Genomic DNA, 12,579 nt, shown 5'->3' with positions numbered 1-12,579 from the left:
GGGGAAGTAATTGACGTTATAATTAGCCATAGTTTTCCGTCAAAATTCGATTTTGTCTCTTAAAACCCTGATTAATCGGTTTTTAGAGCTAATTTTGACTCTTGGTCTAATCTGCCTGTCTTCCTTGCTGTGACTGACTTATAAATTTTTGGAGATGTCTAATAAAAATCTCGCAAATCCCCACCCCCAACGGTGGGGATTTTTGCTAGGGATTAACCGACAGATAAAGAGCGATCGCCTCATCAATGATAGCGGCGATCGTTTTGCCTTCCCTCTCAGCCTTCCCCCGGATAAGCGGATCATGCTCCTTAAGAAGGCGAACGGCGATCGTCTTTTTAGAGCGAATCCCAGGATATTGATTGATCCCCTTGGGATTGTGAACCGTACCTTTAGGGACTCCTTTACCAGCCATATTTTTACCTGAAAATCTTTAACACATTCCATGCTAACACGGCTAAAGAAAATGTCGATTATTCCTTGCTGACGTGCTATAATAAATCTTATCAACTCAAGGGCAAAGTGAGGGCAAATGAAGAGCCACCGAACCGGACATCTAACAAGAGCCTAATCGGTGGTAATCCTATTATAAAGACCCCACCCACCCACCCCCAAAAAACCAAACCATCGAATGACTCGATCGATTCCCTAACTCGATCAAATAATCCCACTAACCCAAGCGCAAAAATCATGAACTGCCCACAATGCCAATCCTCAGAAATTTACCGAAAAAGCCTCGAAAGCCTTAACATTTACTGCGATCACTGCGGCCACCAACGGCAAACGGAACAAGTAAAAAAATCTCTGGCAACGGCACAGAAGCGAAAAAAAGCTATCCCCGCCACCTACTAAATATCGATGTGTATATATGCCCAAGCGATCAAAATAAATACTCTTTTGCCATCAACAACGGCAATGGGATCGCGGCTTTTTACGAATTTGAATCAGACCCATATTTAAGCGGATGCTATGACTTGATCGAGGAAGCATTAGAATTTAGTGGACTTTTTCAGTTACTATTTTCTTGCACTAACATCAGATTTTAACAGGTCAAAAGACCTATTTTAAAAGGGTTTTACTATTATTCAGCAGACCCTAATTAGGATAAACTCGCCCTTTCCAACCTCCCCCTTGGCCGCGCCAATAACGCAGGGCAGAATCGACGGTCATTAAACTATAAAAGAGGGCAATTAGGGGTAAAGTTAAAGCCCGCAGGGGGGATAATTTATATAGCCTTAAAGTCGGGCTATAGGAGAGGGCGATTAGTAATAAGGTGACGGTGCTAATTATAATAATTGATGTTTCTTTTAAGACCAATCCCCAGATTAAACCCAAGGGGGCGGCTAAATAGGTTAAAAACATCCCGAAAATTGTGCCGATTAACCAAAGTATTGAGTAATTTAGTTGTGTGAAGGCGGTGCGGGCTACCATATTCCAAATGCTGGCTAAATCGGGATAGGGACGGAGACTATAGGTGCTTTTTGTTAATCCTAACCAGATGGATTTCTCGCTATTTTCGGGGTGATTTTGCAGATATTTTTTAACTGCAATTGCCAAGGAACAATCATCAATTAAAGCTTGTTTAAGAATCTCAATACCGCCAATCTTTTCTAGGATATCTCGGCGAATTAAAATGCAACCCCCAGCGGCGGCTGCTATCGGGGAATTAGGATTATTAACTAGGGCAAAAGGATAGAGTTTCTCGAAGAAAAAAACAAAGGCAGGAATAAGAAATTTTTCCCAAAAACTGTCACAGCGTAGCAACACCATCAGGGAAACTAAAGCTTGTTTTTCCTGTACTGCTTTAGTGACTAATTGGGTTAAATTATCTGCTGCGTGGGCAATATCGGCATCGGTGAAGAGAAAATAATCGGGGGCAAATTTCTCGGTAGCCTCTGTTATTCCCTGTTTCATTGCCCATAATTTACCCGTCCATCCTATCTCTAAAGGTTGTCCATAAATAATAGTTATTTGTCCAGATTTATGATATTTATCAGCAATTTCTTGAGCAACTTTTCCCGTGCCATCACTGCTTTGATCATCAATTAAAATAATGGAAAATTCTCCTTGATAATCTTGGTTAAAAAGGGAGGTTAAACTGATAGGTAAAACGTCGGCTTCGTTTCTCGCTGGGATAATTGCCGAGACTTTTGGATAATTTTTTAAAGGAGAAGTGACAGGATTAATTTTTTGGTTAGATAGCCAAAATTGTCCCCTGGCTAAGATTAAATATAACCAAATTATCAGCGATAGGGAAGTAACTAATAATAAGAAAAATGTCATAAGATAGTCAGCTTTCGATGAGAGAATAGGGAACAGGTTAAAAAGAGTAAGTAGGTAGGTGTTAAAAGTTGTCAGACACCCCCCTTATCAAGGGGGGGCAGGGGGGATCCCCCCGCCTATCGGCACCCCCCTTATTAAGGGGGATCCCCCCGCCTATCGGCACCCCCCTTATCAAGGGGGATCCCCCCGCCTATCGGCACCCCCCTTATCAAGGGGGGCGGGGGGGATCGAACCTAAAATCCATTTTTAATTTAATTATAATCAGCTACTTATCAAGTTTAGATGCACAACAGCTTAACCAGTTTGGGGTTTAACAGAGGGCAAATTAGGGTAAAATAAAAGCAAGTTAGCAAGATTAGGCGAGGGAGTAAATCATGGATTATGATGTCGTAATTATTGGGGGTGGACCGGCGGGAGGTCACTGTGGTAGATTATTAAGTGAAAAAGGTTATCGTGTTCTTTTAGTGGAACAACATTCTAGTTGGCAAGATAATAACTTTTCTAGTGCCGCTTCTCCCCTAGAAATTTTAGAACAATTCAATCTCCCCGAAACCGTAGTGGCTAGGTTTTGGAAAAATATCGAAATTATCTCCACTAGCATACATCATTTTTGGTCATCAGCGCAACCTTTAGGGGTAGTTTTTGATTTTGCCAAATTGCGAGAGTTTTTAGCGGCGGAAGTGCTGCGTTGGGGGGGAGAAGTTCGTTTAGGTTGTCGTTATCTGAAATATCAACAGATGGAGGATCAGCTAACTGTTTTCTTGAAATCAAAAGGAGAGGAAATTGAGACAGTTACTACTCGTTTATTGGTTGATGCCACGGGATACGCTAGAGCAGTTATGTATAAACATAGACGAGAAAAACCTGATTTTTTAAAGGGGGTAGGAATTGAATATTTAATTGCTGTGCCAGAAGTAGATTATCAGAAATATCAAGATAGTTTAGTATTTTTTCTCGGTCATAAATGGAGTCCTAAAGGTTATGGCTGGATTTTTCCTATGGATAATCAGCAATTAAAAATAGGAGCGGCTTGGTTAGAGGGAGAACATCCTTATATTGATGAAGTTAAGCCTTTAAAAAGTTATATTACACAAATTATTCAAACCTACATGAATCTCTCTAAATATGATATAATCGACATACATGGTTCTATTTTAGAATATTCGCTCAATCTGCAAGATATTTATTATCAAGAACCGAATATTATAGCGATTGGTGATGCTGTTTCTACGGTTAACTTTTTAGGAGGGGAAGGTATTCGCTATGCTATGAAAGGAGCCGAAATTGCTTGTCAATACATGGAAGAATATTTACAGGGAAAATCGAGTAGTTTTGCCCCTTATCAACAGAGGATGCAAGAATATTTTCAACCAAAATGGAATTTATCCGATCGCCTCAGTCGCAAAGTTTATTTAGAATATAGTGATGTGCGTATAGATCAAGGAGTATCCTATCTCAAGTATCTTGCCACACAGGATATAATCGACATTTTATTTTACTACAAATTTGAAAAATACACAAAAGGGTTAGGAGGATTTCTGCTGGGGAAATTACGTCAATGGTGGCGCACAATTTTCCCTAGTCAAAACCCCAGATAAATAAGCTAGGATAAAGCTAAGGAAACAATATTGGTAAAGACCGTGAGTAAGTTTATTCGCTACAGTACAATGATCACCCTGCTGGGCATTTTAGGAGCCTGTAGTGGCAATCCTGCCCTAGAAAATCGTCTGGCTGCCGATCCTAATCTACAAACAAATCCCATACCAGAAAACTCTCCTAATAACCAGCAATTACCCGCAAATTTTCCCGCAGAAATTCCTCGATATAGTCAATCAGAATTATTATCCGTGCAGACAAATCCTGATAATACCGGTGGGCAAACCCGGTGGCAATCCAACGATCCCAGCAATGCGATCGAGGCTTTTTATCAACAGGAATTAGTTAATAATAATTGGGAAATTATCACTCCCTTTTCTGGGGAAGGAGTCAATAGTACCCTAACGGCCCGTCGAGATAATTTAGAATTAACTATCACCATAACTGCTACTTCTCCCAATACCGAATATAGCCTCGATTATCGTCCAACGGGAACCCCGATTGCTTCCCCTAGTCCCTCCCCCATTTCTTCCCCCTTACCCAATCTTAATCCCACCAGTTTTAACGATCTCGAATCCTTACCTAATCCCTTAAAAAGCCACATTCAAGACTTAGCTAGATTAGGAGTATTAACAGGTAATAACAATCAGTTTAACCCTAATGATACAATAACGCGCCGAGAATTTGCTCGCTGGTTGTTACAGGCTAATAATGCCATTTATGCCAATGTAGCGGGTAAACAAATCCGTTTAGCTACTCCCAATAGTTCCCCAGCTTTTAGTGATGTTAAAAATAACGATCCCGATTATATTTATATTCAAGGATTAGCGGAAGCAGGGTTAATTCCCTCTCCTTTAACGGGAGATAGTAGCACTCTTTTATTCCGTCCCAATGCTCCTTTAACCCGGGAAGATTTAATCGCGTGGAAAGTGCCATTAGATATTAGAAAAGCTTTACCGAGCGCCAATCTTGATACGATTAAAAATACTTGGGGTTTTCAGGATACTAATAAAATTAACCCGCAGCTGGTGCGCGCTCTTTATGCCGATTTTCAAAATGCCGAACAAGCCAATATTCGGCGAGTTTTTGGTTTTACTACCCTATTTCAGCCAAAAAGACCAGTAACTCGCGCTGAAGCTGCCGCTACTTTATGGTATTTTGGTTTTCAGGGTGATGGTGTTTCTGCTGCCGATGCTTTGCAGGGTCAAGATACGCAACAGAGTGGGGTTAATTGAAATTTGTCCATAAAAACTAAGGGTGTGTTAGGAAAATACAAGCACTCTTTTTGACATTTCTTCATATCTATTCAGAAAAATTAACAGAGGATTCTTGACCCTGCAGCTAGGGGAATATTTTATCCTAGAGATAGAACTCTGCTGCAGGGGATTTTGTTGGTGACTTCCGCTGCTATTAAAATTATGACCCATCAAACTCTCAAACTCGCCGGGATGAGTTGCGCTGGTTGCGCTGATTCGATCGAACGGATAATTAAATCTATCCCCGGAGTGATTCGATGTCAAGTTAATTTTGGCATGGAACAGGTGGATGTGGACTATGATCCCAAGCGTACCGATCTTAACACTATTCAAGCAAAAGTTAGGGATGCTGGTTTCCAGGCTACACCGATAACGGAAATTAATCTCGAATCCAGGCCAGAAAAAGAACTTCTCACTAAACTATCGATCGCTATTGTTATTAGTATTATACTTTTTATCGGTTCTTTGCCGATGATGACGGGTTTATCTCTATCTTTTATTCCCCACTGGTTACACGCTCCCTTATTCCAATTAATTCTCGCTACTCCCGTCCAATTTTGGTGTGGTCAAAGTTTTTATAAAAATGCTTGGAAAGCCTTTAAAAACCGCGCTGCCACCATGGACACTTTAGTAGTTTTGGGAACCAGTGCCGCCTATTTTTATTCCCTGTTTTTAACCTTCGGGAGCGATTTTATCGAAAAACAGGGGTTTAATTCCCATGTCTATTACGAAGCATCAGCTATCGTCATTACTCTGATTTTACTCGGTCGTTTCCTTGAAAAACGTGCCAGAAAAGAAACGGCCGCCGCTATTAAACAATTAATGGGATTACAGGCAAAAACTGCTAGGGTAATTAGGGAAGAACAGACGCTAGATATACCAATAGAAGAGGTGAAGGTAGGAGATATAATTTTAGTGCGTCCGGGAGAAAAAATTCCCGTCGATGGCATAATTATCCAGGGCAGTTCTAGCATTGATGAATCGATGGTGACGGGGGAAAGTTTACCCGTGCGAAAAACTATCAATCAACAGGTAATCGGGGCGACAATTAATAAAACCGGTAGCCTACAAATGCAAGCGTTACGAGTGGGAAAAGATACGGTTTTAGCTCAGATTGTCCGATTAGTGCAAACCGCGCAAGCATCAAAAGCACCTATACAAAGATTAGTCGATCGAGTGACCGCTTATTTTGTGCCGGTGGTGATGATTATTGCGGTAATAACTTTCCTATTTTGGATTCTCCGCACGGGTAATCTCACCCTCGCTTTGATTACAATGGTGGAAGTCCTAATTATCGCTTGTCCCTGCGCGCTAGGATTAGCTACACCCACCTCGATTATGGTGGGAACAGGACAGGGAGCAAAACAGGGAATTTTAATTAAAAATGCCGAAAGTTTAGAATTAGCCCAGGGCATTACTACTATTGTTCTAGATAAAACGGGAACTCTCACCCAGGGGAAACCAACGGTGACGGACTTCTTGACTCGGGAAGGGGTGAGGGATGGACGGGAATTATCGCTGCTGCAGTTAGTCGTATCGGTGGAGAATCATTCTGAACATCCGTTAGGAGAAGCAATAGTTAGATATGGGCAGTTAAACCAGATTAAAACCCTAGAAGTAACCGAATTTGACTCAATAACTGGGGCAGGAGTGCAGGGAAAAGTCGGGTCGGATTTCGTGCAAATCGGTACACAACAATGGTTAGAACGTCAAGGAGTTGAAACAAAAGTTCTTAAAAAAGTCGCCCACGATTGGGAATGGCAGAAAAAAACCGTGGCTTGGATAGCGGTTAACGGGGGTTTAGAGGGGGTTATCGCCATTTCCGACGTTTTAAAACCTTTTTCTTCCTCAGTGATCGCCAAGCTCAAAAAAATGGGCTTAGAGGTGATGATGATGACGGGGGACAACCTCGAAACCGCAGAGGCGATCGCCAGCGAGTTGGGTATCCGGCGCTTTTTTGCCGCACTCCGTCCCCAAGAAAAAGCCGAAAAAATCGAATATTTGCAGAAAAAAGGGAAAATAGTCGCCATGGTTGGAGATGGCATCAATGATGCGATCGCATTGGCGCAAGCGGACTTAGGTATTGCCATTGGCACAGGGACCGATGTAGCGATCGCCGCTAGTGATATAACCTTAATTTCGGGAGATTTACAGGGAATTGTGAGTGCTATTGAGTTAAGTCGGGCAACAATGCGAAATATCAAAGAAAATCTCTTTTTTGCTTTTATTTATAACCTGATTGCCATTCCCATCGCTGCCGGAGTCCTCTATCCTTTTCTGCTCAATCCGATTATTGCCGGTGCTGCCATGGCTTTAAGTTCCCTTTCCGTGGTGACAAATGCCTTGCGATTGCGTCGAATTCACCCCAGGGTGGGGAATAATTTTCGTTAACAATTCTTAAGGAAAAACTAGAAAAATTAGCTGTACGGGGGATGATACCGTAGAAAAGGCAATAGAATAATCATCCTGATATGACTGACTCCCCTGAAATACCTTATTTATTACGCGCTGCCAAAGGAGAAATCTTACCCCGTCCTCCCGTGTGGATGATGAGACAAGCAGGACGTTATATGCAGATTTATCGAGAATTGCGGGATAAATACCCCAGTTTTCGGGAAAGATCGGAAAATGCCGATTTAGCGATCGAAATCTCCCTGCAACCTTGGCGCGCTTTTCAACCGGATGGGGTGATCATGTTCTCCGATATCCTCACTCCCCTAGCGGGAATTGGTATTCCCTTTGATATTATCGAAAGTAAGGGGCCGATTATCGATTCTCCCATTCGTACTCAAGCGCAGGTGGACCAACTTAATCCCCTCGATCCCGATCAGTCTTTACCTTTTATCAAAACGATTTTAAAAACCCTGCGTCAAGAGGTGGGAAATAAATCCACTGTCCTCGGTTTTGTCGGTGCGCCTTGGACTTTAGCAGCATACGCAGTGGAAGGGAAAGGTTCTAAAAGTTATTCTGTGATTAAAGGGATGGCTTTTTCGGAACCCTCGGTACTGCACCAATTTTTAGATAAATTAGCGGATATGATTGCCACCTATGTCCGTTATCAAATCGATTGTGGGGCGCAAGTAGTACAAATGTTCGATTCTTGGGCGGGTCAATTAACTCCCCAAGATTACGATGTTTTTGCCTTACCCTATCAACAAAAAGTAGTTCGTTTGGTGAAAGAAACCCATCCCGATACACCGTTAATTCTCTACATTAGTGGCAGCGCCGGCGTTTTGGAAAGAATGGGTAAATCGGGGGTTGATATTATTAGCGTCGATTGGACCGTCGATATGGCGGAAGCGAGACAGCGTTTAGGTAAATCGATGATGGTTCAAGGTAATATCGATCCGGGGGTTTTATTCGGTTCCCAGTCCTTTATTCGCGAGCGGATTCTTGATACTATTCGTAAAGCGGGCAATCAAGGTCATATTCTTAATTTAGGTCATGGTGTTTTGGTGGGAACTCCTGAAGATAACGTGCGTTTCTTCTTTGAAACTGCTAAACAAGCGGATCAATTATTAGCAGTTCACGCCTAGGATGTTGTGATCAAGGTTTAGGGAATAGGGGTTAGGAGGTAAGGAAATCGTCTGTAACACCCAACACCTAAGAGTGCATCCCATAATTTAAAATCTACTAAGTTGGGATTCTCTGATAACTTCTGTTAAAAAACTGTGCTTTCTAGGTTGTTTGTTTCCAATCCAGACTCTTGGGGGGTTCTACCCCCCAAACCCCCCGTCGGGGGACGAAGCGCCTCCCCCGAACCCCCCGCGCATTAGTTTTTTTGTGGGATGCTTACACGCAGCTGCTGATATATTTGTAATAATTTAAGAGTCACTGACCATTACTCATTTTTGATATTTCTGCAAAGTTTAGATGCAGCTCTCCAAAATCCGAACCCGTGACTCACTTTTTACTTTCACACTGTCCCCTAAATTCTGCTGGATCAATTAAAATAATGAAAAAAATATTTCTAACGGGTGTGAGTGGCTGTATTGGGCATTATATCGCCGAAATTTTACTGGAAAATCCCGACTATGAATTATATTTTTTAGTGCGTAATGCCGAGAAGTTAAAATTTACTTACCAAGGGCGATCAAATGTTCATATACTTTTAGGCGATATGGAAAATATTGGGGTATATGCCGAGCTTTTAAAAACAATGAATATAGCGGTTTTAATCGCTACCAGTTGGGGAGGAGAGGAGGAAAGTTATCAGATTAATGTGGTAAAAACCCTAGAATTAATTAGTTATTTAGATGCTCAAATCTGCGAGAAAGTCCTCTATTTTTCTACTGCCAGTATTCTCAATCAAAATAATCAACCTTTACCCGAAGCTGGGGAGATAGGAACTAATTATATCCGCACTAAATATATTTGTTATAGTAAATTTACTGACCTAGAAATCGCCGATAAAATTATCACTTTATACCCCACTTTTGTCTTAGGTGGTGACGAAAATAAACCCTATTCTCATATCTATGGCGGTTTACCGGATGTGTTGAAATATATCGGTTTAGTGCGTTGGTTTCAAGCTGATGGCAGTTTTCATTTTATCCATGCCAAAGATATAGCTCAAGTGGTGAATTATTTAATCGAAAATCCCGCACCAGAAAGTAAAATTGTTCTAGGCAATCAACGCACAACAGCTAACCAAGCAGTGGAGGAAATCTGTACTTATTTAAACAAAAAAATCTATTTTCGCATTCCTTTATCTTTAACTATTGCTAACTTTTTTATCAAAGTTTTTAACTTGCAGATGGAAGCATGGGACCGTTTTGCCATGAATTATCGCCACTTCACCCACATTAAAACCTATACTCCTGACGATTTTGGTTTAAAAAACTATTGTTCCACCCTCGATGATGTTTTAACCCTGCGAGGAATTCCCCGAAAAAAACCCTAAGTAGAGGGAACAGAAAAATATCTATAATTAATTCTGTCTGGATACTTACAGCGTTTCCTTAAAGATGAAGTCTAACCTAATGTCTCTCTTAGGTTTGGTGGGTAAAATGTATTCTAAGATACAGTGTTGCCGGCGAGTGAGTGGAACGAACCACAGAGACACAAAGGACACAAAGATCGATCACTACTATATAAGTTATCACACAAAGATAAGAGAGCCACCTAATTCCGCGACTGACTCCCCAAAACGAAAAGTTCCTACCTCACCATTAAGATAACTGCTCTATCGGTGACTCTTAAATTAGTACAAATATATGAACAACTGCGTGTAAGCATCTCACCGAAAAACTAATGCGCTCCGGGGTTCGGGGGATTCTACCCCCAACGGGGGGTTTGGGTAGGGTTGATTCATGAATCAACCCTACCTTGAATCAACCCTACCTTGAATCAACCCTAGGGGCTTGGGGGATTCTACCCCCCAAAAGCTTGGCTTGAGTGATAAAATCAGAAATAATGCCCAACTCTTAATGCCAAATAGACTAATCTTGAAATTGTCTAGCATGAAATTGAGCGTAACGACCATTAAGATTTAATAACTCTTCGTGATTACCCACCTCAATAATTTCACCCTTTTCTAAAACTAAAATACGGTTAGCTTTTCTGACAGTTGCTAATCGGTGAGCAATAACAAATACCGTGCGCTCCGTCATAATTCTTTCTAAAGCTTCCTGCACTAAAGCTTCCGATTCCGAATCGAGCGCTGAAGTTGCTTCATCTAAGATTAAAATTCTCGGATTAGATAAAACCGCTCGCGCGATGGCGATTCTTTGTCTTTGTCCACCCGATAAATTAACACCCCTTTCTCCCACATAGGTATAGTAACCCTGGGAAAGTTCACCGATAAATTGATGAGCGTTGGCAATTTTTGCCGCTTTTTCCACCTCTTGCAGATTAAAATCTCCCTGGCCAAAAGCGATATTTTGGGCTATAGTACCAGAAAAGAGAATATTTTCCTGTAAAACTACGCCAATTTGTCGCCGGAGACTTTTTAAAGTCACATCACGAATATCCACCCCATCGATTAAAATCTTGCCAGAAGTGGGGTCATAAAAACGCAATAAAAGATTAACTAAAGTGGTTTTTCCCGCTCCCGATGCTCCCACTAAAGCAATCATTTCGCCAGCGTGTGCAGTAAAATTAATATTTTTTAAAACCTGTCTGTCCTCATTGTAAGAAAAATTTACTTGACAATATTCAACTTCTTTGCTATGGAGTGGCAGATTGATCGCATTCGGTTTTTCGGTAATTGTTGGCAAAATAGCTAACAATTCAAAAATCCGATCCATGGAGGCTTGACCCTGTTTAAATTGATTATAATTACTGGTAATATGGGCGATGGGATCGATTAACATTGCCACCGCTGCCACATAGCTAACAAAGTCAACACCAGTTAAATTCTTTTGGGAAATTTGCCAACCCGCAAGGAAGAATAAAAAGATAACTCCCATCGCTTGCAAAAATCCCACCACGACGTATTGTAAAGCTTTGGTGGATTCTGATAGGTATTGAGCGCGGCGATTTTCCTCCGCTTCTTGAGCAAAAAGCTCGGTTTGATAATCTTCAGCTGCGAAAGCTTGCACCACACGAATACCGCCAAAAACTTCGGTTAATAACGAAGAAAGATTAGATATTTTCGCCTGAGCGCGACGAGCATATTGTAATAATTTTTCACCAAAAAATCCCACCAAAACTCCTAACAAAGGAGCGATAATAATGACAGCGATCGTCAATTGCCAGTTAACAATAAACATATAGGCAAAGACGACAATTAACTGTAAGGCTGAGGGGATAAAATCATGGAAAAATTTGTTAATTACTTCCCCAATGCGATCGATATCTTCCGTTAAACGATAGGATAAATCACCAGTTTTGGCCGTTTCAAAGTAATTTAAACCGAGGGTTTGCAGGTGAGCATAAACTTTTTTTCTTAATTCGAGAGCAATTTTTAAAGAAGCTTTCGCCATCAGGGAATCTTGTCCATACTGAGACATTCCCCGCAGTAAAAAAACCACTGCCCCCACCCCCGAAAGTGTGGCCAATGCTTGCACATTTCCCTCACCGATATATCTGGCCATTTGTCCAGCTAACCAAGCTAAAATCGGCCAAAATACCGTAAATCCGATCGTACAGATAAACGCCAAAATAATTGTTTGGGTTTGGGGACGGAGATAGGGAATGAGGTTCCAATAACTAGAGCGAGATTTCAAAATAATTTAGCGCCTTTAAATATAAGTATTCCTGCAAAATTAATTTGCTAGTTGAGACAGTTATCAGTTATCAGTTATCAGTTATCAGTTATCAGATTTAAGTTTTAAGTTTTAAGTTTTAAGTGAGCAGTATTAAATAGAAGTTTCCTACTGTCTTTTCACTGTTTACTGTTTACTGTTTACTGTTTACTGTTTACTGTTTACTGTTTACTGTTTACTGTTTACTGTTTACTGTTTACTGTTTACTGTTTACTGTTTACTGTTTACTGTTTACTGTT

At 41.1% G+C, this 12,579-nt stretch carries 9 protein-coding genes; 6 read left to right on the top strand and 3 right to left on the bottom strand.

From position 1 onward, the window contains the following. Window positions 1-205: 205 nt before the first annotated feature. Window positions 206-412, bottom strand: coding sequence for a hypothetical protein (locus IM450_RS22190; protein WP_272082739.1), 207 nt, complete (start codon window positions 410-412; stop codon window positions 206-208). A 275-nt stretch (window positions 413-687) separates the two neighbouring features. On the opposite strand from IM450_RS22190, the gene IM450_RS22185 reads away from it, so the two are divergent. Continuing rightward, window positions 688-849 carry a hypothetical protein gene (locus IM450_RS22185; protein ID WP_287669099.1) on the top strand — a complete coding sequence of 54 codons (162 nt, stop codon included), beginning with the start codon at window positions 688-690 and terminating at the stop codon, window positions 847-849. 243 nt (window positions 850-1,092) lie between these two features. Here IM450_RS22185 and IM450_RS22180 read toward each other — a convergent pair whose 3' ends face one another. Continuing rightward, entirely contained in the window at window positions 1,093-2,280 is a 1,188-nt protein-coding gene (locus tag IM450_RS22180; RefSeq protein WP_287669097.1) for a glycosyltransferase, read from the bottom strand. A gap of 374 nt (window positions 2,281-2,654) precedes the next feature. On the opposite strand from IM450_RS22180, the gene IM450_RS22175 reads away from it, so the two are divergent. From IM450_RS22175 to IM450_RS22155, 5 genes are all read left to right on the top strand, one after another. Further along, complete coding sequence (locus tag IM450_RS22175; protein ID WP_287669094.1) at window positions 2,655-3,878, top strand: NAD(P)/FAD-dependent oxidoreductase; 1,224 nt, start codon at window positions 2,655-2,657, stop codon at window positions 3,876-3,878. Window positions 3,879-3,908: 30 nt separating this feature from the next. Next, window positions 3,909-5,111 (top strand): S-layer homology domain-containing protein, encoded by a 1,203-nt coding sequence (locus tag IM450_RS22170; protein ID WP_287669091.1) that lies wholly within the window; start codon window positions 3,909-3,911, stop codon window positions 5,109-5,111. A gap of 183 nt (window positions 5,112-5,294) precedes the next feature. Further along, the gene (locus IM450_RS22165; protein WP_287669088.1) at window positions 5,295-7,523 is read left to right on the top strand and encodes a heavy metal translocating P-type ATPase; all 2,229 of its coding nucleotides are present in this window, start codon (window positions 5,295-5,297) and stop codon (window positions 7,521-7,523) included. An 80-nt stretch (window positions 7,524-7,603) separates the two neighbouring features. Continuing rightward, a complete protein-coding gene (gene hemE / locus IM450_RS22160) occupies window positions 7,604-8,668 on the top strand; it encodes a uroporphyrinogen decarboxylase (RefSeq protein WP_149973305.1) in 1,065 nt (354 codons plus the stop codon). 419 nt (window positions 8,669-9,087) lie between these two features. After that, window positions 9,088-10,035, top strand: coding sequence for an NAD-dependent epimerase/dehydratase family protein (locus IM450_RS22155; protein ID WP_002803614.1), 948 nt, complete (start codon window positions 9,088-9,090; stop codon window positions 10,033-10,035). Between the two features lie 538 nt (window positions 10,036-10,573). On the opposite strand, the gene IM450_RS22150 is transcribed toward IM450_RS22155, so the two are convergent. After that, window positions 10,574-12,301, bottom strand: coding sequence for an ABC transporter ATP-binding protein (locus IM450_RS22150; protein WP_002803615.1), 1,728 nt, complete (start codon window positions 12,299-12,301; stop codon window positions 10,574-10,576). Window positions 12,302-12,579 lie beyond the last annotated feature (278 nt).

It is taken from the genome of Microcystis sp. M083S1 (assembly GCF_020246405.1).
GTDB classification, from domain to species: Bacteria; Cyanobacteriota; Cyanobacteriia; order Cyanobacteriales; family Microcystaceae; genus Microcystis; species Microcystis aeruginosa_C.
The sequence above is the reverse complement of the archived record's forward strand: the minus strand, read 5'-3'. Positions and strand labels throughout refer to the sequence as shown.

Coding starts and splice junctions, on each gene's coding strand:
- IM450_RS22190 (WP_272082739.1), bottom strand. CDS start 412: ATGGCTGGTAAAGGAGTCCCTAAAGGTACGGTTCACAATCCCAAGGGG.
- IM450_RS22185 (WP_287669099.1), top strand. CDS start 688: ATGAACTGCCCACAATGCCAATCCTCAGAAATTTACCGAAAAAGCCTC.
- hemE (WP_149973305.1), top strand. CDS start 7,604: ATGACTGACTCCCCTGAAATACCTTATTTATTACGCGCTGCCAAAGGA.
- IM450_RS22180 (WP_287669097.1), bottom strand. CDS start 2,280: ATGACATTTTTCTTATTATTAGTTACTTCCCTATCGCTGATAATTTGG.
- IM450_RS22175 (WP_287669094.1), top strand. CDS start 2,655: ATGGATTATGATGTCGTAATTATTGGGGGTGGACCGGCGGGAGGTCAC.
- IM450_RS22165 (WP_287669088.1), top strand. CDS start 5,295: ATGACCCATCAAACTCTCAAACTCGCCGGGATGAGTTGCGCTGGTTGC.
- IM450_RS22155 (WP_002803614.1), top strand. CDS start 9,088: ATGAAAAAAATATTTCTAACGGGTGTGAGTGGCTGTATTGGGCATTAT.